The organism is Promicromonospora aerolata (assembly GCF_042682255.1).
GTDB lineage: Bacteria > Actinomycetota > Actinomycetes > Actinomycetales > Cellulomonadaceae > Promicromonospora > Promicromonospora aerolata.
Genome location: NZ_JBHUHF010000001.1, coordinates 969,842 through 990,305, shown reverse-complemented (window position 1 = coordinate 990,305; position 20,464 = coordinate 969,842). Strand labels below are relative to the sequence as shown.

21 protein-coding genes are annotated in these 20,464 nt (G+C 71.5%); 13 read left to right on the top strand and 8 right to left on the bottom strand.

The window, feature by feature from the left end:
• Position 1 precedes the first annotated feature (1 nt).
• On the top strand, positions 2 to 1,027 hold the full coding sequence (gene galE / locus ACFSL2_RS04520; protein WP_377196693.1) for a UDP-glucose 4-epimerase GalE: 1,026 nt from the start codon (positions 2 to 4) through the stop codon (positions 1,025 to 1,027).
• A 43-nt stretch (positions 1,028 to 1,070) separates the two neighbouring features.
• Here the strand turns inward: galE and ACFSL2_RS04515 are convergent, their stop codons facing one another.
• Positions 1,071 to 2,438, bottom strand: a complete 1,368-nt coding sequence (locus ACFSL2_RS04515; protein ID WP_377196692.1) for a hypothetical protein — start codon at positions 2,436 to 2,438, stop codon at positions 1,071 to 1,073.
• A 211-nt stretch (positions 2,439 to 2,649) separates the two neighbouring features.
• Here ACFSL2_RS04515 and ACFSL2_RS04510 point away from each other — a divergent pair, with 211 nt between their 5' ends.
• Positions 2,650 to 2,982: a hypothetical protein gene (locus tag ACFSL2_RS04510; RefSeq protein WP_377196691.1), complete on the top strand. Its 333-nt coding sequence runs from the start codon at positions 2,650 to 2,652 to the stop codon at positions 2,980 to 2,982.
• Between the two features lie 188 nt (positions 2,983 to 3,170).
• Positions 3,171 to 3,947 carry a tyrosine-protein phosphatase gene (locus ACFSL2_RS04505; RefSeq protein ID WP_377196690.1) on the top strand — a complete coding sequence of 259 codons (777 nt, stop codon included), beginning with the start codon at positions 3,171 to 3,173 and terminating at the stop codon, positions 3,945 to 3,947.
• On the opposite strand, the gene ACFSL2_RS04500 is transcribed toward ACFSL2_RS04505, so the two are convergent.
• A complete protein-coding gene (locus ACFSL2_RS04500; protein ID WP_377200765.1) occupies positions 3,886 to 4,413 on the bottom strand; it encodes a GNAT family N-acetyltransferase in 528 nt (175 codons plus the stop codon). The two genes, ACFSL2_RS04505 and ACFSL2_RS04500, sit on opposite strands and share 62 nt — an antisense overlap.
• A gap of 127 nt (positions 4,414 to 4,540) precedes the next feature.
• On the opposite strand from ACFSL2_RS04500, the gene ACFSL2_RS04495 reads away from it, so the two are divergent.
• A complete protein-coding gene (locus ACFSL2_RS04495; protein WP_377196689.1) occupies positions 4,541 to 5,917 on the top strand; it encodes an NAD-dependent malic enzyme in 1,377 nt (458 codons plus the stop codon).
• A 46-nt stretch (positions 5,918 to 5,963) separates the two neighbouring features.
• Here ACFSL2_RS04495 and ACFSL2_RS04490 read toward each other — a convergent pair whose 3' ends face one another.
• Positions 5,964 to 6,140 (bottom strand): hypothetical protein, encoded by a 177-nt coding sequence (locus ACFSL2_RS04490; RefSeq protein ID WP_377196688.1) that lies wholly within the window; start codon positions 6,138 to 6,140, stop codon positions 5,964 to 5,966.
• 111 nt (positions 6,141 to 6,251) lie between these two features.
• Here ACFSL2_RS04490 and ACFSL2_RS04485 point away from each other — a divergent pair, with 111 nt between their 5' ends.
• The gene (locus ACFSL2_RS04485; protein WP_377196687.1) at positions 6,252 to 7,274 is read left to right on the top strand and encodes an LLM class flavin-dependent oxidoreductase; all 1,023 of its coding nucleotides are present in this window, start codon (positions 6,252 to 6,254) and stop codon (positions 7,272 to 7,274) included.
• Between the two features lie 58 nt (positions 7,275 to 7,332).
• On the opposite strand, the gene ACFSL2_RS04480 is transcribed toward ACFSL2_RS04485, so the two are convergent.
• Positions 7,333 to 7,968 carry an AAA family ATPase gene (locus ACFSL2_RS04480; RefSeq protein ID WP_377196686.1) on the bottom strand — a complete coding sequence of 212 codons (636 nt, stop codon included), beginning with the start codon at positions 7,966 to 7,968 and terminating at the stop codon, positions 7,333 to 7,335.
• Between the two features lie 297 nt (positions 7,969 to 8,265).
• On the opposite strand from ACFSL2_RS04480, the gene ACFSL2_RS04475 reads away from it, so the two are divergent.
• The 3 genes from ACFSL2_RS04475 to ACFSL2_RS04465 all read left to right on the top strand — a co-directional run bounded on the left by ACFSL2_RS04475 (position 8,266) and on the right by ACFSL2_RS04465 (position 11,851).
• Positions 8,266 to 8,745: a helix-turn-helix transcriptional regulator gene (locus ACFSL2_RS04475; protein ID WP_377196685.1), complete on the top strand. Its 480-nt coding sequence runs from the start codon at positions 8,266 to 8,268 to the stop codon at positions 8,743 to 8,745.
• 10 nt (positions 8,746 to 8,755) lie between these two features.
• Positions 8,756 to 9,175, top strand: coding sequence for a VOC family protein (locus tag ACFSL2_RS04470; protein ID WP_377196684.1), 420 nt, complete (start codon positions 8,756 to 8,758; stop codon positions 9,173 to 9,175).
• A gap of 216 nt (positions 9,176 to 9,391) precedes the next feature.
• Positions 9,392 to 11,851 (top strand): ATP-binding cassette domain-containing protein, encoded by a 2,460-nt coding sequence (locus ACFSL2_RS04465; RefSeq protein ID WP_377196683.1) that lies wholly within the window; start codon positions 9,392 to 9,394, stop codon positions 11,849 to 11,851.
• 22 nt (positions 11,852 to 11,873) lie between these two features.
• On the opposite strand, the gene ACFSL2_RS04460 is transcribed toward ACFSL2_RS04465, so the two are convergent.
• Entirely contained in the window at positions 11,874 to 12,563 is a 690-nt protein-coding gene (locus tag ACFSL2_RS04460) for a response regulator (RefSeq protein ID WP_377196682.1), read from the bottom strand.
• 91 nt (positions 12,564 to 12,654) lie between these two features.
• Here ACFSL2_RS04460 and ACFSL2_RS04455 point away from each other — a divergent pair, with 91 nt between their 5' ends.
• Complete coding sequence (locus ACFSL2_RS04455) at positions 12,655 to 13,959, top strand: sensor histidine kinase (protein WP_377196681.1); 1,305 nt, start codon at positions 12,655 to 12,657, stop codon at positions 13,957 to 13,959.
• A gap of 62 nt (positions 13,960 to 14,021) precedes the next feature.
• On the top strand, positions 14,022 to 15,119 hold the full coding sequence (locus tag ACFSL2_RS04450; RefSeq protein ID WP_377196680.1) for a fatty acid desaturase family protein: 1,098 nt from the start codon (positions 14,022 to 14,024) through the stop codon (positions 15,117 to 15,119).
• 43 nt (positions 15,120 to 15,162) lie between these two features.
• On the opposite strand, the gene ACFSL2_RS04445 is transcribed toward ACFSL2_RS04450, so the two are convergent.
• Together ACFSL2_RS04445 and ACFSL2_RS04440 are read right to left on the bottom strand one after the other, a co-directional pair.
• On the bottom strand, positions 15,163 to 16,080 hold the full coding sequence (locus ACFSL2_RS04445) for an NmrA family NAD(P)-binding protein (RefSeq protein WP_377196679.1): 918 nt from the start codon (positions 16,078 to 16,080) through the stop codon (positions 15,163 to 15,165).
• An 83-nt stretch (positions 16,081 to 16,163) separates the two neighbouring features.
• The gene (locus ACFSL2_RS04440) at positions 16,164 to 17,111 is read right to left on the bottom strand and encodes an oxidoreductase (RefSeq protein WP_377196678.1); all 948 of its coding nucleotides are present in this window, start codon (positions 17,109 to 17,111) and stop codon (positions 16,164 to 16,166) included.
• 96 nt (positions 17,112 to 17,207) lie between these two features.
• On the opposite strand from ACFSL2_RS04440, the gene ACFSL2_RS04435 reads away from it, so the two are divergent.
• Genes ACFSL2_RS04435 through ACFSL2_RS04425 form a run of 3 tightly spaced genes read left to right on the top strand, consistent with a single transcriptional unit; the run spans position 17,208 to position 18,681 of the window.
• Positions 17,208 to 17,867, top strand: a complete 660-nt coding sequence (locus tag ACFSL2_RS04435; RefSeq protein WP_377196677.1) for a DNA-binding response regulator — start codon at positions 17,208 to 17,210, stop codon at positions 17,865 to 17,867.
• Positions 17,868 to 17,925: 58 nt separating this feature from the next.
• The gene (locus tag ACFSL2_RS04430) at positions 17,926 to 18,309 is read left to right on the top strand and encodes an MmcQ/YjbR family DNA-binding protein (RefSeq protein WP_377196676.1); all 384 of its coding nucleotides are present in this window, start codon (positions 17,926 to 17,928) and stop codon (positions 18,307 to 18,309) included.
• 9 nt (positions 18,310 to 18,318) lie between these two features.
• Positions 18,319 to 18,681, top strand: coding sequence for a nuclear transport factor 2 family protein (locus tag ACFSL2_RS04425; RefSeq protein WP_377196675.1), 363 nt, complete (start codon positions 18,319 to 18,321; stop codon positions 18,679 to 18,681).
• Positions 18,682 to 18,749: 68 nt separating this feature from the next.
• On the opposite strand, the gene ACFSL2_RS04420 is transcribed toward ACFSL2_RS04425, so the two are convergent.
• On the bottom strand, positions 18,750 to 19,727 hold the full coding sequence (locus ACFSL2_RS04420; protein ID WP_377196674.1) for an NAD(P)-dependent oxidoreductase: 978 nt from the start codon (positions 19,725 to 19,727) through the stop codon (positions 18,750 to 18,752).
• Positions 19,728 to 20,464 lie beyond the last annotated feature (737 nt).

Genomic DNA, 20,464 nt, shown 5'->3' with positions numbered 1-20,464 from the left:
CATGCGCGTTCTCGTCTCCGGTGGTGCCGGCTATATCGGCTCACACACCGTCCTCGCCCTGGTAGCCGCTGGTCACGACGTCGTGGTGGTGGACGACTTCTCCAACTCCAAGCCCTCGGTGCAGGGGCGCCTGGAGGCGCTCGCGGGCCGGGCGATCCCGATCCATGCGTTCAACCTGACCGACGTCGACAAGACGGAGGCACTGTTCGCGCACGAGCAGATCGACGCGGTGATCCACTTCGCGGGGTTCAAGGCGGTGGGGGAGTCGGTGGCCAAGCCGCTGGAGTACTACCGCAACAACCTCGACTCCACGTTCGCCCTGGCCACGTCGATGATGAAGTACGGCGTGACGAAGCTGGTGTTCTCGTCGTCGGCGACGGTGTACGGCGAGAAGGCTCCGGTGCCGTACCGGGAGGACTACGAACACCTGTCCTCCTCGTCGCCGTACGGGCAGACCAAGGTGATGATCGAACGGGTCCTGTCGGACATCGCTCAGATCTCCGAGGGGTGGAAGGTGGCGCTGCTGCGGTACTTCAACCCGGTCGGCGCGCACGAGAGCGGTGACATCGGCGAGGACCCGCAGGGCATCCCGAACAACCTGATGCCGTTCATCGCGCAGGTAGCGGTGGGCCGGCGCGACCGGCTCACGGTGTTCGGGGACGACTACCCGACGGCGGACGGCACGGCGGAGCGCGACTACCTGCACGTCACGGACCTCGCCGCGGGTCATGTCGCGGCGCTGGAGCACCTGGACGACATGGCCGAGCCGGCGCGGGCGTTCAACCTGGGCACGGGTACCGGTACGTCGGTGCTGGAGCTGCTCAAGGCGTTCGAGCGGGCGGTCGGCCGGGAGCTGCCGTACGAGATCGGTCCGCGCCGGGCGGGTGACCTGCCGGCGTTCTGGGCCGACCCGACCCGGGCCAACACCGAGCTGGGCTGGCGTGCGACCAAGACGATCGACGACATGTGCGCGGACACCTGGCGCTGGCAGTCCAAGAACCCGCAGGGCTTCCCGGGCGGCGCCTGACGGGTCGCCCGGTGTCCTGGGTGGCGGCCCAGGGCACCGGGTGTCAGACGACGGGGTTGCCGATGGGCGGGGTCTCGAGGCGGTCGAAGTCGAGCTGGGGCACGCCGTCGTCCGGGTCGAGGTCCCGGTCGCGCCGGTGCGCGGGGCGAGGCCGCGGCCGCAGGACCGGGTTGCGGCCCGCCCCGGGCGTCGTGGGCACGCTCTGGTCGTGCAGCGGCTGCTCGGGCACCGGCTGCTCCCGCGTCGGAGGTTCGGTCGCGGCCGCGCGGGCGGTCCGGTCGACGGGCTCCGCGTGCGCCTCCTCGAAGGCCCGCACGATCGACCAGGGCAGTCGGATGTAGCCCTCGACGTCGAACCCGTTGGCGATGGCCCAGGCGCGCATCTGCGCGGGTGTGGCGGCGTTGCGTCCGTCGGTCGGCTTCTTGCGCCCCGTCTCGTCGTCGAGCTTGGGGAACTCCACCGGCGTCGCCTCGACGATCGGTTCGATCACGGCGTCGCGCGGGCAGCCGAGCGTGTCCGCGACGCGCCACAGCTCCTGGCGCGCCTCGAGGTGGTAGCGGTCGGCGTCGATGGCCTGGTGGACGAGGGCGTCGAAGAACTTCCGGCGGACGTCGGCGGCCGCGTCGGGCGTCAGACGGTAGAGCGGCTCGGCGTCGGTCAGCCCGGCCGCCGTCTCGGGCGTCAGGCGGCCGTCGTGCAGGGTCTCGGCGATGAGCGCCAGGTACCCGTGGGTGTGCACGTCCGCGACCGCGGCTATCGCGTCGGCGAGCGGCTGGCCGGCGAGCGTCGTGAGGATGCCGGGACCGCGGCGTCCGGGCCAGGGGCGGGGGGCCTCGGCCATCCGGCTGGGCGCCTCGGGCCAGGGATAGACCCAGGCTCGCAGGGTGACCTGCAGCAGCTCGGGCAGGTCGGGTACCCCGCCGACGCTCTGCACGAACCGGGACAGCAGGCCGGCCACGGCGCGCGCCTCGTTGACCGGGCTGGAGTTGGGCGGGATGCCGCCGCCCTCGAAGGGGACCCCTGCGGCGGTGCAGCAGTCCGACAGGCGGCGGTGCACCAGGTTCGGCAGGTAGTGGTAGCTCGCGTCGATGGTCGTCAGCTGCGCGAACGCGGGCAGGTGCCACCCGAGGTGGGCCAGCTCCGCGCGCAGCACCTCGATGCCGAGGCGGCCGTTGTGCGTCACGATCGCCATCTGCGACAGCCGCTGACGCAGGGTCGCCGCGACGTCCGCGAGCGCGATCCAGGCACCGTCCGGGTGCAGCACCGCCGACCACTCGTCGACGACGCCGCCGCGCTCGTCGACCCGTACGACGGCGATCTCCCGCAGGCGCGCGCGAGCCACCCGGATGCCGGTGATGCGCGTCGACACCGCTGCGTACGCGGGCTTGCCTACGCCTTCGTCCCTCGCCATGCGCGTCCTTCCTCGACAGCCGTGCCGCCGGCGGCGCTACGACGCGCCACAGGGTGCCATCAGCGCGGGAGCCCTGAAAGTGGAGATAGTACGAATATGTCGGATTTTGTGAAAATCACTACCGGGGATGGCGGACCGCCCCCCGATTATTAACACTTGTCGTGGGTGTTTGGCCACCGCCCGGGGTGGGTCAAAAGGGGAGGTCATGGTGTTGTCGAAGCTTTCGGTCATGGACTGGCGCGCCATCGCGGCGCTCGGATTCGCTCTGCCGTACGTGGCACTGGTGCTTTTGGGGGACCGGTTCGGATGGCTGGAGCCATCCGCCTCCGGCACGCTGACCAGCCCGATCACCCTCGTCACGCTCGGCTGCCTGCTGGCGGGAGCAGCCCTTGCACTAGCGCCCGTGCTACAGGACGGAACCTACCCGGTCCTGAACATCCTCGTCGGCACGGCGATGCTCCTGGCCTTCGTCTGGGCGGTTCTCGTACTCGCACAAGCCAAGTACGGCTGCGACCCGATGAACGTGCTGCCCGGGTGCGGGTGAACTTTTTCGGATAGGGGCCGGCACCGTCGCCCGCCGGCCTTTTCCGCTGCTCCTTCCGGCACCTTCAGGACACAATGCGAGCGTGATCCGACGCCGCTGACACCCCCGTAGCGCGGACGCCGCCACCCGGTGTCCAGGGGCAGTTCTCCCCGTTGACCCGGCACCCGCCCCGACGCACGATGCCGCCCATGAGCAACCCCGCGAACGGCTGGGACGGCGCCGTCAACCTCCGCGACCTCGGCGGGCTCCCGCTCGCCGACGGCGGCACCACCGCACCGGGACGCGTCTGGCGCTCCGGCGCCCCCGAACCCATGACCTCCACCGGCTGGGCCGAGGCGCTCGCCGCGGGGCTCACCACCGTCGTCGACCTGCGCAACGCGGCCGAGATCGCGCAGGCGCACGACCCGACCCCCGAGGCCGTGCGCCCGGCCGTGCTCGTCACGCACCGCACCCCGACCGAGGACCCTGGCGACCCGCACTTCCTGGAGACCTGCGGCCCCTGGCTCGACCACCCGCGCTCCTACGCCCCCAACACCGCCATGTACCCGCACCTGCTCGGCGCGGTCTTCCGGGCGCTCGCCGACGCGCCGGGACCGGTGCTCGTGCACTGCTCCGCTGGACGCGACCGCACCGGGATGGTCACGGCGCTGCTGCTGGCCCTGGCCGGGGTGGAGCATCAGGCGATCGCCGACGACTACGAGCAGGCGTTCCGCGGGGCGACCGACCGTGGCGGCATCGCGTACGACGTCGAGCGGGGCGCCTGGGTGCAGCACCCGGGGGAGACGTGGACGACCGCGCAGGTCGACGTACGCGTCCGCGAGCGCCGGGCGGCGCTCCTGGAGTGGCTCGCCGGCCTGGACCCGGTCGCCTACCTCCGGTATGCGGGGCTGGACGGGCGCCGGCTCACGAACCTGCGCGACCGGCTGCGGCGGGCCGCAGGGCGGCCGGCAGCTCCAGCGTCATGAACACGCTGTGCGGGTCGGGTACGTAGCTGCCGAACGGGTCGCAGGGGGTGAACCCGTGGCGGGTGTAGAGGCGGCGGGCCGGCGCGAAGAAGTCCTGCGTCCCGGTCTCGAGGCTCACGCGCGGGTACCCGCGCCGCTCCGCCTCGGTCAGGACGGTCCGCAGCAGGGCCGACGCCACGCCCCGCCCCCGGGCCGGTGCGGTGGTGCGCATCGACTTGATCTCGCCGTGGCGGGCCGGGGTGCCGGGCTCCTGGCTCGTGGGCGGGTCGAGCTCGCTGAGTGCGGCGCACCCGAGCAGGGTGTCGTCGTCGCGTGCGGTCCAGAATGTGATGGTCGGGGCGAGCAGGGCGGAGTGGTCCAGCGCGTGCACGCTGTCGGCCGGGGACGTGGCGAACATGTCGGTGAGGTGTTCGTCCAGGAGCCGGCGGACGTCGTCGCGGCCGGGCGATTCGGTGGTGATGTGCACGGCACCATCTTCGGTGGCGAGCGGGGCGGCGCCGTCCGGATAGCGGTCCCGTGTGGCGCACGTCACGTCCTGCCGGTAGGAATCTCTTCGTGCGCGGACTCCCGCGCGCGTGACCGAGGAGACCACGATGTCGTTGCCCAGCCCGAGCTACACGATCACCCTGCGCGTGGAGGTGGCAGCGTCGCAGCGTGCCACGAGCACGGTGGTAGCGGCGGTAGCGGACGCCGGGGGTGCGGTGATGGGGGTGGACATCGCACACTCGACGTCGCACGGCCTGGTCGTGGACGTCACGTGCGACACGATCGACGCGGAGCACGGCGAGCGGGTCGTGGCGGCGGTGAACGCGATCGAGGGCGCCGAGGTGCTCAAGTCGAGCGACTCGACGTTCCTGATGCACCTGGGCGGCAAGATCGAGGTCACCAACAAGGTGCCGCTCAAGACGCGGCGCGACCTGTCGCGTGCGTACACGCCGGGCGTGGCCCGGGTGTGCCTGGCCATCGCGGACAACCCCGAGGACGCGCGCCGGCTGACGATCAAGCGGAACACGGTGGCGGTGGTCACGGACGGCACCGCGGTGCTCGGCCTGGGGGACATCGGCCCGGCCGCTGCCCTGCCCGTCATGGAGGGCAAGGCCGCCCTGTTCAAGGAGTTCGGCGGGGTCGACGCGTGGCCGGTGTGCCTGGACACGACCGACACCGACGAGATCGTGCGGATCGTCAAAGCGTTGGCGCCCGTGTACGGGGGCGTGAACCTGGAGGACATCGCGGCGCCGCGCTGTTTCGAGATCGAGGCGCGGCTGCGGGCGGAGCTGGACATCCCCGTGTTCCACGACGACCAGCACGGCACGGCGATCGTGGTGCTGGCGGCTCTGGTCAACGCCCTCAAGGTCGTCGACAAGGGGCTCGAGGACGTGCGGATCGTGGTGTCCGGCGTCGGCGCAGCGGGCAACGCGATCATCCGGCTGCTCAAGGCGCAGGGCGCGCGCCACATCGTGGCGTTCGGCCGGGACGGCGCCCTGCACGCCGGGGTGCGGACCGACGACCCGCACCGGCGCTGGATCGTGGAGAACACCAACGTCGACGGGTTCGCCGGCACCCTCCAGGAGGGCCTGAAGGGGGCCGACGTGTTCATCGGGGTCTCGGCGGCCGGGATCCTGTCGGGGGCGGACGTGGCGCAGATGGCCGAGGGGGCCGTCGTGTTCGCCCTGGCCAACCCGACGCCCGAGGTGGACCCGCTCGAGGCCGCCGAGACGGCGGCGGTGGTGGCGACGGGCCGCAGCGACTACCCGAACCAGATCAACAACGTGCTCGCGTTCCCGGGGCTGTTCCGTGGCCTGCTCGACACGGGTGCGAAGGACATCACCACGGAGCTGCTGCGGGTGGCGGCGGTCGCGATCGCGGAGGTCGTCGGGTCGGACGAGCTCAACAGCGCCTACATCATCCCGGGCGTGTTCGATCACCGGGTCGCCGACGCGGTGGCCGACGCGGTGCGCAAGCAGGCGTAGCGGCTGCCGCGGTCGGCCGCGGCGGGGTGCTACCGGTCGGCCGAGGTCAGCCGATGCCGCTGATGGTGGAGTTCACCAGGCTGCTGACCACCGCGGCGGTGCCGAGGACCAGGACGAGCAGCGCGCCGGTGGACGCCACGAGCGGGATCCACCAGCGGACGGACTCCTGCTGGGTGTAGCTGTCGGGACGGAAGGCGTTCTTGTTGTTCACACTGTTGCTCACACTGATAGAGACGCACGGGACCCGGAAAACGATGCCCCGAGTCCGGTAACGGTTCGGGAACGGTCCTGGGACCCGGGACGGGGCAGCTGCCCCGGGGAGGTTGAGGTCAGCATGAAGAACATCGGATTCCTGTCGTTCGGACACTGGACGCCGCACCCGCAGTCGGGCACACGCTCGGCGTCGGACGCGCTGCTGCAGTCGATCGACCTGGCCGTCGCCGCCGAGGAGCTGGGCGCCGACGGCGCCTACTTCCGCGTGCACCACTTCGCACGCCAGCTGGCCTCGCCGTTCCCGCTGCTCGCGGCGGTCGGCGCCCGCACCAGCCGCATCGAGATCGGCACCGGTGTGATCGACATGCGCTACGAGAACCCGCTGTACATGGCCGAGGACGCCGGGGCGGCGGACCTGATCTCGGGCGGCCGGCTGCAGCTCGGCATCAGCCGCGGGTCACCCGAGCAGGTCATCGAGGGGTACCGGTACTTCGGCCACGAGCCGGCCACCACGGACGCGGGCGCGGCCGACCTGGCCCGCGCGCACACCGCACGCTTCCTGGAGGTGCTCGACGGCGAGGGCTTCGCCGAGCCGAACCCCCGGCCGATGTTCCCCAACCCGCCCGGGCTGCTGCGCATCGAGCCGCACTCCGAGGGGCTGCGCCGCCGCATCTGGTGGGGCGCGGGCTCGCGGGCCACGGCCGAGTGGACCGCCGCCCAGGGGATGAACCTGATGTCGTCCACCCTGCTGACCGAGGACACGGGCATCCCGTTCCACCGCCTGCAGGCCGAACAGATCCAGCGGTTCCGCGACGCCTGGGCCGAGGCAGGGCACGAGCACGCCCCGCGTGTGTCCGTCAGCCGCAGCATCTTCCCGATCACCGACGAGCGCGACCGGCAGTACTTCGGCATGGAGGTCTACAGCGAGGACCAGGTGGGCCGCCTCGACACCGGCCCCGCCCGCTTCGGCAAGACGTACGCCGGCGAGCCCGACACGCTCGTCGAGGACCTGCGGGCGGACGAGGCCGTACAGGCCGCCGACACCCTCCTGCTCACCGTGCCCAACCAGCTCGGCGTCGACTACAACGCGCACGTCATCGAGAACATCCTGCGGCACGTCGCGCCCGCCCTCGGCTGGCGATAGACCCCACCGCGGTAGACCCCACCAGAGACGCGCCCGCCCGCACCGTGGTGCAGCAGACCTACCTGACCTGGCCCGCCACCCGCCACCTGGCCAGGTCCCGCACCTGCCGGAACGCATCACACCGAGCCATCAGGTACACCCCCGACCACGGGCCCCGCGGGCCACCGTCCGCACCCGCGAAGGCCGCCCGCTGCGCCGTCCACCGCGACCAGTGCCGCACGAACTGCTCCGGCCGCACCACCCGGCCACGATCCAGCTGCCCGTCGAGCGCCTCCGCCAACGACACGTCGACCGCCACCAGCACCGGGTCCCACCCCCGCGACCGCGCCAGCAGGCCCAGCGCCTCCCGCCGCCGCTCCCGGGTAGCGGTGTCGTGCACCAGCAGCGGAACACCCGAACCGGGCCCCCGCAGGACCCGCACCAGAACGACGACCGCATGCAGCGTGTGCACCGCCCACCGGTACACGTCGTACGGCAACCACGACGGCACGCGCGACGCGAGCCGACGCCGGTACCGGTCGGGATCGAGCACCACGCCGCCCGGGACGTCATCGGCGATCCGAGCCAGGAGGGTGCTCTTGCCCGCACCCGGCACACCACCCACCACGATCAGCACCGGACCGGGCGTCGCACCAGGAGAGTCGGCCAGGCCGCCGACCTCGCGTGACCGGGGCCGTAGTACGGGAGTCGTCACATGGTCCTCCATTCGTCGGGGGCCGGGTGAGCAGCATCGCGCGCGCCGATCCGCGAACACCGGGAACACCCTGAGAGAGCGCTGAACAGCACACGGACCAGGACGAGCCACAACGCCAGGCACAGGGCACCAACCCTCGGCCCACGACGTCGGACAGCCGCTCATTCCACCCATAGAACGGAAGAAACGGTCACCTTTGTTCCCACCCGCCCCCAAGTCGCCCCAGGTCACAGCGCCGAGCACCCCACCAGCCCACTTCACGCGCCAGAAACCACCCCCCATGGCACCATCACCTACGTGACGAGCAGAGCCGCCGACCCGGACCACCTGCGCGACCTCACGCTCCTGCGCCGCGTGCGCGACCGCATGGACCGCGAGTACACCCAGCCCCTCGACGTCCCGGCGCTCGCGGCCGGGGTGCACATGTCGGCCGGGCACCTCTCGCGCCAGTTCAAGGCCGCCTACGGCGAGTCGCCGTACAGCTACCTCATGACGCGGCGCATCGAGCGCGCCATGATGCTGCTGCGCCGCGGCGAGCTCAGCGTCACGGAGGTCTGCTTCGCCGTCGGCTGCTCGTCCCTCGGCACGTTCAGCACCCGCTTCACCGAGCTGGTCGGCGTCCCGCCCAGCGTCTACCGCGACGACCCGCTGGCGGCGGCGGCATCCGTCGACACCGCCGGACTGCCGGCCTGCATCGCCAAACAGGTCACCCGGCCCGTCCGGAGCACCTCGGGCCGGTCAGGAATCGAGAAGCGCACACCCGCAGGGGGGCCTTAGCGTGACTGGCATGAGCACCGACACCGGCATCACCATCCACCAGACGTTCCTCCCGCACACGGACCCGGAGGCCTCGCTCACCTTCTACCGTGACGCCCTGGGGTTCGAGGTCCTCCTCGACGTGGGCCAGGGCACCATGCGCTGGATCACCGTGGGCCCCGCCGGCCAGGCCGGCACCTCGATCGTGCTGACCCCGCCGGCCGCCGACCCCGGCGTCACCGACGCCGAGCGGCAGACCATCGCCGAGATGATGGCCAAGGGGACCTACTCGGCGATCATCCTCGGCGCCGACGACCTCGACGCCACGTTCGAACGGGTCCAGGCCAGCGGCGCCGAGGTCATGCAGGAGCCCGTCGACCAGCCGTACGGCTTCCGAGACTGCGCGTTCCGGGACCCGGCGGGCAACACCGTCCGCATCAAGCAGCTCTGAGTCCGCGATGTGCATCCCCGGCCTGACCGCGAGCGCCCGTGCAGCAGCCCAGGCCGCGGCACGTCCCACCACGCTCCGCACGGCACCCGGCACCACACCCGGCGCCGTTCCCAGCACCGTTCGGCGCGTGGTCCGGCGGACCGGTCCCGCCACGACGCACGAGCCGGAGCCAGCAACCTGGTCCGCGTCCCGCGTGACCGTCATGGAAGGTCGAGCATGAACACGGCGAGCACAACCACGACGAGCACCCCGGCGGCGCAGGACACCGCACCGGGGGTGCCGCACCCCGCGGACAGCCACGACCTGATCCGGGTCCAAGGGGCGCGGGAGAACAACCTCAAGGACATCAGCCTCGAGATCCCCAAGCGTCGACTCACGGTGTTCACCGGGGTCTCGGGGTCGGGCAAGAGCTCGCTGGTGTTCGCGACGGTCGCGGCGGAGTCGCAGCGGATGATCAACGAGACGTACAGCGCGTTCGTGCAGGGCTTCATGCCGTCGCTGGACCGCCCGGAGGTGGACCGGCTGGACGGGCTGACCACGGCGATCGTCGTGGACCAGGAGCGGCTGGGGGCGAACCCGCGGTCCACGCTCGGGACGGTGACGGACACCAACGCGTTGCTGCGGATCCTGTTCAGCCGCCTCGCGCAGCCGCAGATCGGGCCGGCGATCGCGTTCTCGTTCAACGTGCCCGCCCGCAAGGCGAGCGGGGTGATGACCTCGGCGACGGGCGAGAAGACGATAGTCCGTGAGCAGGTGTACCACGGTGGCATGTGCCCGAGCTGCGAGGGGCGCGGCCAGGTCTCCGACCTCGACCTGACGCGGTTCTTCGACGACTCGCTGTCGCTCAACGGCGGCGCGATCAAGATCCCCGGGTACACCCCGGGTGGCTGGATGGTGGGCAGCTACAGCGAGTCCGGCTTCCTGGACCCGGACAAGCCGATCCGCGAGTACACGGAGACGGAGCTGCACGACTTCCTGTACAAGGAGCCCACGAAGATCAAGGCCAAGGGCATCAACATCACCTACGAGGGTCTGGTGCCCAAGGTGCGCAAGTCGATGCTCAGCAAGGACGTCGAGTCGCTCCAGCCACACATCCGGGCGTTCGTCGAGCAGGCGGTCACGTTCGTGACGTGCCCCGAGTGCGCGGGTACCCGGCTGGCGGAGGCGGCCCGGTCGGCCAGGATCGACGGGGTGAGCATCGCGGACGCGTGCGCGATGCAGATCAGCGACCTGGCGGTCTGGGTGCAGGCGCTCGCGGCGTCGGACGCCGGGGCGTCGACGGGGCCGCTGCTGGCCAACCTGCTGCACCAGCTCGACAAGTTCGTGCAGATCGGTCTGGGGTACCTGTCGCTGGACCGGCCGTCGGGCACGCTGTCCGGGGGAGAGGCGCAGCGCACCAAGCTGATCCGGCATCTCGGCTCGGCGCTCACGGATGTCACGTACGTCTTCGACGAGCCGACGATCGGCCTGCACCCGCACGACATCCAGCGGATGAACGACCTGCTGGTCGAGCTGCGCGACAAGGGGAACACGGTGCTGGTCGTGGAGCACAAGCCGGAGGCGATAGCCATCGCGGACCACGTGGTCGACCTGGGCCCGGGCGCGGGGTCGGCGGGCGGCACCGTGCAGTTCGAGGGCACGGTCGAGGGGCTGCGCACCAGCGACACCCTGACCGGACGCCACCTCGGCTACCGCGCGCAGCTCAAGGACGCGGTGCGGGAGGCGTCGGGCACGCTGGAGATCCGCGGGGCGAGCACGCACAACCTGCAGGACGTCGACGTGGACGTGCCGCTGGGGGTGCTGACGGTCGTGACGGGTGTGGCCGGTTCGGGCAAGAGCTCGCTCATCCACGGCTCGCTGCCCGGCGACGCGGGCGTCGTGACCGTCGACCAGGGCGCGATCAAGGGGTCGCGGCGGTCCAACCCGGCCACGTACACGGGTCTGCTGGACCCGATCCGCAAGGCGTTCGCCAAGGCGAACGGGGTCAAGCCGGCCCTGTTCAGCGCGAACTCGGAGGGTGCGTGCCCCACGTGCAAGGGTGCGGGCGTGATCTACACCGAGCTCGGGTTCATGGACACCGTCTCGACCACGTGCGAGGACTGCGGCGGCAAGCGGTTCGACGCCTCGGCACTCGTGTACACGCTCGGGGGGACGGGGTCCGGCGCGGGTGGCGGCAAGGACATCAGCGAGGTCCTCGCGATGCCGGTGGCGGAGGCCGAGGCGTTCTTCACGAAGGACGGGCCCGCTCCGGTCCCCGCAGCGCACAAGATCCTGCGGCGGCTGGCCGACGTGGGGCTCGGCTACCTCGGCATCGGGCAGCCGTTGACGACGCTTTCGGGCGGCGAGCGGCAGCGGCTCAAGCTCGCTGTCGAGATGGCGCGCGACGGTGGTGTGTACGTGCTGGACGAGCCGACCACGGGCCTGCACCTGGCGGACGTCGAGAACCTGCTCGGGCTGCTGGACCGGCTGGTCGAGTCCGGTAAGTCGGTCATCGTGATCGAGCATCACCAGGCGGTGATGGCGCACGCGGACTGGATCATCGACCTGGGCCCCGGGGCCGGCCACGACGGCGGCCGGGTCGTCTTCGAGGGCACGCCCGCCGCGCTCGTGGCGCAGGCCCGGGCGGGACGGTCGACGCTCACGGGGGAGCACCTGGCGCAGTACGTCGGGCAGTAGCCGGCAGGTGCGGGGGGGGGGGTCAGCGCCCGGCCCGCACCAGGCCGGACTCGTAGGCGCAGACCACCAGCTGGGTCCGGTCGCGCAGGTCGAGCTTGTTCAGGATGCGCGAGACGTGCGTCTTGACGGTCTGCTCGGCGAGGTACAGGGCGGCGGCGATCTCGGCGTTCGACCGGCCGGCAGCGACGAGCTTCATGACGTCGAGCTCACGGTCGGTCAGCGTGGACAGCGTGGCGTCGGGCGAGGAGGGCAGGGTCGGGCGCGCCGCGTAGTCCGCGATCAGGGCCCGGGTGATCTTGGGGGACAGGAGCGCCTCGCCGGCGGCCACGACGCGGACCGCGTGCGTGAGCTCCTCGGGCGGCGAGTCCTTCAGCAGGAAGCCGCTCGCACCCACGCGCAGCGCCGCGAAGACGTACTCGTCGGCGTCGAACGTGGTCAGCATGATCACCTTGGGCGGGGTGCCGGGCATACCGATGATCGTGCGGGCGGCGTCCAGCCCGCTCACCTTCGGCATCCGGATGTCCATCAGCACGACGTCCGGCTGGGTGCGGCGTACGACGTCGGAAATTCCCGCGCCGTCGTCGGCCGTGCCGACTACCGTGATTCCCTCGTGCGCATCCAGGAGGGCTGCGAAGCCAGCACGGATCATCGACTGGTCGTCGACGATCAGCACCCGGATCGCGTCGTCGACGACATCGAGTGCTGGTGACATGGGACCAAACTATCCGACCGCCGGAGGTATGACGCCGGTTAGCCCTCAGGGGTGACGCGGCGCACGTGCCCGACCGCATAACCTGCAAAGAATGGACCACCCACATGACGCTCCGCCGGTGCCGCGCGACGCCGCAGCGCCCGGCCGTGGCGAACGACGCTGGCGAAGGCTGCCCCGGGTGCTGCGCTCCCTGACCCGGCTGGACGTACCCACGGTCTCGATCGCGCGGCGCGAGGTCGTCTGGATGTGGAGCGTGGTCTCCATCGCGGCGGTCGCGCTGGTCGCGGTCGGCTGGCCGGTCACCGCATCGGGGTACGGCACGCACCCGGCGGCGGCCATGGCGTGGACCATCGTGCACTGCGCCGCGGCGATCCTGGCGGTGCGCTGGCCCTGGGCCGGGCTGCCCGCGTCCGTCGCCGGGGCGCTCGGCCTGATGGTCGTCACGGCCGACGCCGCGCCCGAGTGGCCCTGGCCGTGGCCGGTCACGGTGCTGCTCACCCACTGCCTGACCGTGTTCGTGCTCGCCCTGCGGCACGCGTGGTACTGGGCGGCGTCCCTCTGGCTGGCCGGCGCCATGCTGACCGTCCTCGCGCCCGCGGCGTTCATCGACGGACCGCGCGCGAGCTCCGTCGCCAACGGCGTCGTGCTCGTCTCCCTGAGCGGCGGCATCGCCCTCGTGGGCGTCATCGTCCGGCTGTGGATCCTGAGCGTGGTGCGCATGGAGCAGGCCGAACGGCTCACGGCCGCCGAGGCCGGCCGCCGCCGGGAGCTCGAGGAACGCAACCGGATCGCCCGGGAGCTGCACGACGTCGTGGCGCACAGCATGTCCGTCATCACCGTCCAGGCCTCCACCGCCCGCTACCGCCAGCCCGGCCTCGACGAGGCGATCCAGCAGGAGTTCGAGGAGATCGCCGCATCCTCCCGGCGGGCACTGGGGGAGATGCGGGGACTGCTCGGCATCCTGCGTGGCCACGACACCGCACCGACGGCACCCCTGCCCGGGCTGTTCGACGTCGCCGAGCTGGTCGAGTCCACGCGGGCCTCCGGTGTCGAGATCGCCTACGCCGGCACGGACGCCGTGGTGCCCGACGCCGTCGGGCTCACCGGGTTCCGCGTCGTCCAGGAGGCCCTCAGCAACGCCCTGCGGCACGCCCCCGGGTCCGTCGTGACCGTCGCCATCACCGAGGACGAGCACGATCTCACCGTCCGCGTCAGCAACACACCCCCCGAACGCACCGACGACCCCACACCCGGCGCCCGGCTGGGCCTGGCCGGCATCCGGGAACGCGCCGCCGCCCTCGGCGGGAGCGTCACCGCAGGCCGCACCCCGGACGGCGGCTTCGAGCTCACCGCCACCCTGCCCATCGTCGACGACGAGCCCCCACTACTCACGTAGGGGGTGAGGTTGGCTCCCGCGGGGGACGCGCACAGCACCGCCCGCTTCCTAGGTTGACGCCCATGACGACGACGACCGACGCACCGCCACACCTGGCCCGGCCGGCACGCTCGGCCCGCTCAGCCCGAAACCAGCAGACGAACGACTACTTCGACCTCGTCGAACGCGCCAACGCCGCCGGGCTCATGGGCCGCCGCGTCGGCTGGTACGCCCGCCGCACCGTCGTCCTGACCGCGAGCCTGGCGCTCGCCGTGGTGCTGCTGCTCACCCTCGGCAACACCTGGTGGCAGCTCGCCGTGGCCGCGCTGTTCGGGGTCGTCCTGACGCAGTTCGCGTTCCTGGCCCATGACGGCGGGCACCAGCAGGTCTTCGCCACCAGCAAGCACAACGAGTGGTTCTCCCGGATCATCGGCAACCTGGTGGTCGGGCTCAGCATCGGCTGGTGGAACCGCAAGCACAACCGGCACCACGGCAACCCCAACGTGATCGGCAAGGACGGCGACATCGCCACCGGGGCGCTCGTCTTCGTGCCCGGCGAAGAGGTCGGGCGCTCCGGGTTCCTCGGCTGGGTCACGCGCCGCCAGGGCTGGCTGTTCTTCCCGATGCTGGCGCTGTTCGGCCCGGTGCTGCACTACAACTCCGTCCAGACCCTCGTCACGATGCCGCAGGTCAAGCACCGCGTCGCGGAGAGCGTGCTCCTCGGCATCCGGCTCATCGGGTTCCCGGCCCTCGTCCTGCTCACGCTCGGCCCGGCCCTCGGCGCGGCGTTCCTCGTCGTGCAGCTCGCCGTGTTCGGCGTCTACATGGGCGCCACGTTCGCGCCGAACCACAAGGGGATGCCGCTGCTCCCCAAGGACACGTCCATCGACTTCCTGCGCCGCCAGGTCCTCACCTCGCGCAACATCCGGGGCGGACGATTCGTCGCGTGGGCCATGGGCGGCCTGAACTACCAGGTCGAGCACCACGTCTTCCCGCGGATGCCCAGCGTCAACCTGCGCCACGTGCGCCCGATCGTGCAGGATTTCTGCGCCGAGCGGGACATCCCCTACACGGAGACCGGGCTGTTCGAGTCCTACGGCATCATCGTCGACTACCTCAACCGGGTCGGGCTCGGCTACGCCAACCCGATGGACTGCCCCATCGCCGCGCAGTACAGGTGACCGGTGCGCCTGACCGGTGCCGCTGACCGGTGCCCGCCGCCGGTCAGGCGGCGGGCCGCACGGCGTCCGCCACGGACACCGGGACCCGTCCGGTCAGCCGCAGCACCTCGTCCGAGACGGCGCCCCACCGGCCCTGCCGGACGGACGCGAACATCGTCGAGTACGCGTACGCCCACCACGGGTCCACACCCGCCCTGGCCAGCTCCTCGACCTGCACGTCCGCCGGGATGTCGGCGTAACGCACCGGCCGGCCCGCGACCGCGGACAGCACACCCGCCACGTCGTCGAACGTCAGAGCGGCCGGCCCCGTCAGGTCATGGTGCCGGCCGCTCGGCGGCAGCAGCGCGAGAGCGGCCAGGCACCGCCCCACGTCGGCCCGGGCCACCAGAGCGACCCGCCCACCACCACCCGGCACCCGCAGCACCCCGGATGCCAGCGCCGGCCGCAGGAACGCCGCGAAGAACTCGGTGAACAGCGACGCCCGCGCGAACGAGAAACCACACCCGCTCGCCGCGAGCAACCCCTCCGTGTACCCGTTGGTGAACGCGTAGCAGAACGGCGAGCCCAGGTCGGCGTCCACACCGCTCAGATACACGACGTGCCCCACCCCACCAGCGACGGCCGCCCGCACGACGTTCTGGTGGTGCACCATCATGCGCGCCGCGTCACCATCGCTCGAGACGAACACCAGCACGTCGACACCCCGCAGCGCCGAAGACAGCGACGCCACGTCGCCGTAGTCCGCGCGCACCGGCACCACCACACCGGCATCCCACGCCACCGGGCCCACCGCCGCCCGCACCGCGTCCGGACGCCGCGCGAGCGCCAGGAGCTCGAGCCCCGACCCCACCGATGACGGCGGCGACGAAGCCGGCGACGACGAAGCCAGGCCACCGGCCGCAAGAAGGCCGACGACCTGACTCCCCAACGCCCCGGTCGAACCGGTGACCGCGATCCGCACGGCCGCCACGCTACCGCCGGGCCGACGCCCGCGGGACCCGTACCGAGCACGAGTCCCGCGCGCCGACCACCCGCCCCACCCTCCTAGGCAGCCGCCGGGGCGATCCCGTCCAGCACCGCGACCTCCTCGTCCGTCAGGCGCAGCGCCCCCGCCGCGACGTTCTCCTCCAGGTGCGCCGGGCTACCCGTACCGGGGATCGCCAGCACGTGCGAACCACGATGCAGGGTCCAGGCCAACCGCACCTGAGCAGGGGTGGCGCCGTGCGCGGCAGCGACCGCTGCGACCTCCGCCTGGCCGGTCTCGTCGGCACCGCCCCGCGGGGACGCACCCGGCACCGCCGCACCGACAGCGAAGAACGGCACGAACGCGATCCCGTGCTCACCGCACAGGGCGAGCACCGCGTCGTCCTCCCGGCTCGTCAGGCCGTACTGGTTCTGCACGCACACCACCGGGGCGATCGTCATCGCCTCGGTCAGCTGCTCCGGGAGGACGTTGGAGACACCGAGGTTGCGGATCAGGCCCGCCTCGCGCAGCTCCGCGAGCGCCCCGAAGTGCTCGGCCACCGACTCGGGCTCGCGGCCCTCGCCGGCCATCCGCGTGCCCCAGCGCAGGTTCACGACGTCAAGGTGGTCCCGACCGAGCTGACGGATGTTCTCCTCGACCTGGCCACGGAGCTGCTCGGGCCGTGCCATCTCCTCGAAGTCACCGCTCCGGACCCGGGACGGCCCGACCTTGGTCGTGATCGTCAGGTCGTCCCCATAGGGCTGCAGGGCCGTGCTGATCAGCTCGTTGGCCGACCGGACAGGCGTGAAGTAGAACGCGGCGGTGTCGATGTGGTTCACGCCGAGCTCGACCGCGCGCCGCAGCACGGCGATCGAGCCCTCGCGACCGCGGGGCGTCGTGTCCCACGGCATGCCCACGAGCCGCATCGCACCCAGACCCACCCGGTTGACCGTCCGGTCACCGAGCTGCCACGTACCAGCCGCCGCCGCATCCGGCACCGTCGTCGTCATGTTCGCCTCTGTCGTCATGCAGCCAGCATCACGCCACCCCCAGCCCTGACCACACCGATGGCAACTTGCTGCCGAACCTGGCGCGACCGGGCGCTCGCGGGCAGACTCGGAGCCATGCAGACGGGTGAGGCTGTCACGATCGTGCACGGCGAGCAGGAGCTGTTCGAACGGACGATGCACCTGTTCGCGTCGGCCTCCGACGTCGCGTGTGCCGCCAACGACCTCTTCACCTGGGCCGGGGCCCGGATGGCCGCGGATCTCGGCGAGTCGTACCGCCACCACCGGCCGGCCGACGCCCGGATCCGCAAGGTCTACCGGTCCGGGATGCTGCTCGACCCCGTGGCGGCACGGACCGTGGCCAGGGCACGGGACCTGCACGGCGCGGAGATCCGCATCACCAGCGACGAGATCAACGAGACGATCGTCCTGGACCGCCGGATCGTGATCCTGGCCGGTGACCTCCAAGCCGGCCGGCGCAGCTTCAGCATCCTCACCCAACCCGAGGCGGTCCAGGGCGTCATCTCCCTGTTCGATGCGGCCTGGCGCTCCGCCACCGACCTTGCCGTCTACGACACCCAGATCGCCGAGATCCGTGAGCTCGCGCCCCAGGTGCTCGACCTCCTCGGAAAGGGCGTCAAGGACGAGGCCGCCGCCCGCACGCTCCACCTCGGCGTCCGCACCTACCGCCGCCGCGTCGCCGAGCTGATGGACGCCCTGGGCGCCGGGTCACGCTTCCAGGCGGGCGTCCGGGCACGCGAGCTCGGCCTCGTCTGACCCGCACCCGGAGCACCGCCGACCGACCATGTCAGTGGCGGGTGCCAGACTCACCGACGTGAGCGAACGTGCACCCGTCCCCGCCGAGACCGTCCTGCGGCTCGCTGCCATCCTCGAACACCTCCCGGAGTGCGCGGAGCACGACGCCTGGACCGGCGTCGCCTGGAAGGTCCGGGACGCGACGGTCGGCCACGTGTTCGGCGGCGAGGACGGCCTGGTCCGGATCACGTTCCGTGCCGAACCCGACGAGGTCGAGGCCTTCCAGCACCTCGGCCCCCAGTACTTCAAGACGAGCTGGGGCACCAACGTCGTCGGCATCGTGCTGGACCAGCGCACCGACTGGGACGAGCTGACCGAGCTGCTCACCGACTCCTACTGCATCCAGGCACCCCAGAGCCTCGCCGCGCAGGTGGACCGACCCGCACCACACACCACTGAGTAACCTCGACACATGACCCACCACGCCACCGCCGAAGCCTGGATCAGCAGCTACGAACGGCTCTGGCGCACCTCCGGCACCGACGGCCTCGCGCAGCTCTTCACCCTCGACGCCACCTACCGCACCTCACCCTGGGCGCCACCCATCGAAGGGCTGCCGGCGCTCGCGGCTTTCTGGGACGCGGAGCGGGACGGACCGGACGAGCCCTTCACGATGAGCGCCGAGGTCATCGCCGTGGACGGTTCGACGGCTGTCGTCCGGGTCGACGTCGAGTACGGCGCGTCGGGCGATCGCTGGCGTGACCTGTGGGTCCTCGAGCTCGACGACGACGGGCGCTGCATGTCCTTCGAGGAGTGGCCGTTCGCGCCCCAGTAGGCAGCGTCACGGTAGGGCCCGCCGTCGCAGGGTGACTGGCGCCGGGTGACTCGGTGTCCGGGTACGGCTCAGTAGCCTCGTTCGCGCGCGGCCGCCGACGTCGGACGGACGCCGGCCCGGATCTGCGTGAGCGCCTCCTCGAGGGCCGCGACGACGTCGGACGGCAGTGTGAGCCCGGAGATGTGGGGCGTGATGGTGACGTCGGGCCGGCGCCACAGGAGAGAGGCGGGGTCGAGGGGCTCCTGCTCGGTGACGTCGAGCGTCGCGTGCCGTACCCGGCCGGTGTCGAGGGCGTGCAGCAGCGTGTCCGTGCGGAGAGCCGATCCGCGTCCGATGTTGATCAGGTGTACGCCGTCGAACGTCTGGAGGAGCTCAGGGGTGATGACGCCGGCGGTCTGCGGGGTGTGGGGGAGTGCGAGCACGACGACGTCGGTGCCAGGTGCGTCGAGTCGCGCCTCGTCGTGCCCTGGCCGTTCGGAGTCGGCCGGGTCGAGGGCCCGGGCGAGGGGGAGCACCGCGTCGAAGGCGTCGTCCGGGCGTCCGCTCCTGCTGAGGCCCGTCACGCGGTGCCCGACGACCCTCAGCGCCCGGGCGATCGCGCTTCCCATGGCGCCGGTACCGATCACGACGGCCCCGTTGCGGTCGGGTGGTACCGGCGGGTCGGAGGGGTCCCATGTGGCCGTCGCCGAGTCGGCGAGGTAGCGGGCCGTCTGCCAGCGGTCGGCGAGGACCCAGGCCAGCACGTACTCGGCGATGCGCTCCGGCATCGTCCCGGTCGTACGGGTCAGCAGCACGTCGCCGGGCAGGGCGGGCGCCAGGTGCTCTATACCTGCGTAGGGTGAGTGGACCCAGGCGGCGCCGTTCGCGTGGTCGGGACGAGTCGTGATGGCGAGGGTCGCGTCGCGGTCGGTGATCTCCAGGCCGTGCGAGCGCGCCCAGGCGGTGAGCGCGTCACGCCAGCCTGGTTCGACGTCGTCCCCGAGGCGGACCGTGGGGCTGGCGCGGAGGGTGCCGTCGAGGCGGTGCATCGTGAGCTCGGAAGTCATCGGTGCAATTCTGCCCGGTCTGACCACCTTTACGGCGCCGGTTCCTGGCACGACGCCCATCCTGGTCCAGAACCGATAATGCACATTATGTCATTACGGCGCTGAAAGAGGCCCTGACTGGCGGGGTGCGGTGCCCTGTAGGTGCGCTTGCAGCCCTGCGCCCCTGCCCTGCAGTCCTGCACCTCTGCAGCGTGCCCGCGTGCCCCGGCACCCTGTGCCCGCGACCCGCTCTGAGCTGCACACCCGCCAGCCCGCCGACCCGCCCGCGAGGTCGGTGGAGTTCGGTCACCGAGTTCGGTCGCTTGCTGGTTCTGGTCTCGTGAGTTCGGTCCGTTGGTATGAGATCGGTCGGTTAATTGACCGATCTCATACCAACGGACCGAACTCACGGATCGAGACCTCCCATCCGACCGAACTCACAGACCTGGACGCCCCAACTGGCCGAACCCGCGGGCCAGAACGCTCCAACCGACATCTGATCCAGCTCCAGGCGCCCCAACTGACCGATCTCATGGCCCTGCAGCCGCCCCGGCACGCCGCCGCCAGGCATACATGCCGCCGCCGGGCACACCCCGCCAGACACACCCGGGCGCGGCGTTCCCGAGCACAGCGCTCACTGCACACCTGCCACTGCACGTCCATCACTGCACGTCCATCACTGCACAGCGCTCACTGCGCACCCATCACAACACCCCTCTCACTGGATGACCGTCAGCCACGACCGCCCCACTCGCCCG

Excerpts from the sequence above, each read along its gene's own strand:
- galE (WP_377196693.1), top strand. The coding sequence starts at position 2 with ATGCGCGTTCTCGTCTCCGGTGGTGCCGGCTATATCGGCTCACACACC.
- ACFSL2_RS04440 (WP_377196678.1), bottom strand. The coding sequence starts at position 17,111 with ATGACGACAGAGGCGAACATGACGACGACGGTGCCGGATGCGGCGGCG.
- ACFSL2_RS04435 (WP_377196677.1), top strand. The coding sequence starts at position 17,208 with ATGCAGACGGGTGAGGCTGTCACGATCGTGCACGGCGAGCAGGAGCTG.
- ACFSL2_RS04515 (WP_377196692.1), bottom strand. The coding sequence starts at position 2,438 with ATGGCGAGGGACGAAGGCGTAGGCAAGCCCGCGTACGCAGCGGTGTCG.
- ACFSL2_RS04450 (WP_377196680.1), top strand. The coding sequence starts at position 14,022 with ATGACGACGACGACCGACGCACCGCCACACCTGGCCCGGCCGGCACGC.
- ACFSL2_RS04460 (WP_377196682.1), bottom strand. The coding sequence starts at position 12,563 with ATGTCACCAGCACTCGATGTCGTCGACGACGCGATCCGGGTGCTGATC.
- ACFSL2_RS04425 (WP_377196675.1), top strand. The coding sequence starts at position 18,319 with ATGACCCACCACGCCACCGCCGAAGCCTGGATCAGCAGCTACGAACGG.
- ACFSL2_RS04455 (WP_377196681.1), top strand. The coding sequence starts at position 12,655 with ATGGACCACCCACATGACGCTCCGCCGGTGCCGCGCGACGCCGCAGCG.
- ACFSL2_RS04420 (WP_377196674.1), bottom strand. The coding sequence starts at position 19,727 with ATGACTTCCGAGCTCACGATGCACCGCCTCGACGGCACCCTCCGCGCC.
- ACFSL2_RS04505 (WP_377196690.1), top strand. The coding sequence starts at position 3,171 with ATGAGCAACCCCGCGAACGGCTGGGACGGCGCCGTCAACCTCCGCGAC.
- ACFSL2_RS04465 (WP_377196683.1), top strand. The coding sequence starts at position 9,392 with ATGAACACGGCGAGCACAACCACGACGAGCACCCCGGCGGCGCAGGAC.
- ACFSL2_RS04470 (WP_377196684.1), top strand. The coding sequence starts at position 8,756 with ATGAGCACCGACACCGGCATCACCATCCACCAGACGTTCCTCCCGCAC.
- ACFSL2_RS04495 (WP_377196689.1), top strand. The coding sequence starts at position 4,541 with ATGTCGTTGCCCAGCCCGAGCTACACGATCACCCTGCGCGTGGAGGTG.
- ACFSL2_RS04485 (WP_377196687.1), top strand. The coding sequence starts at position 6,252 with ATGAAGAACATCGGATTCCTGTCGTTCGGACACTGGACGCCGCACCCG.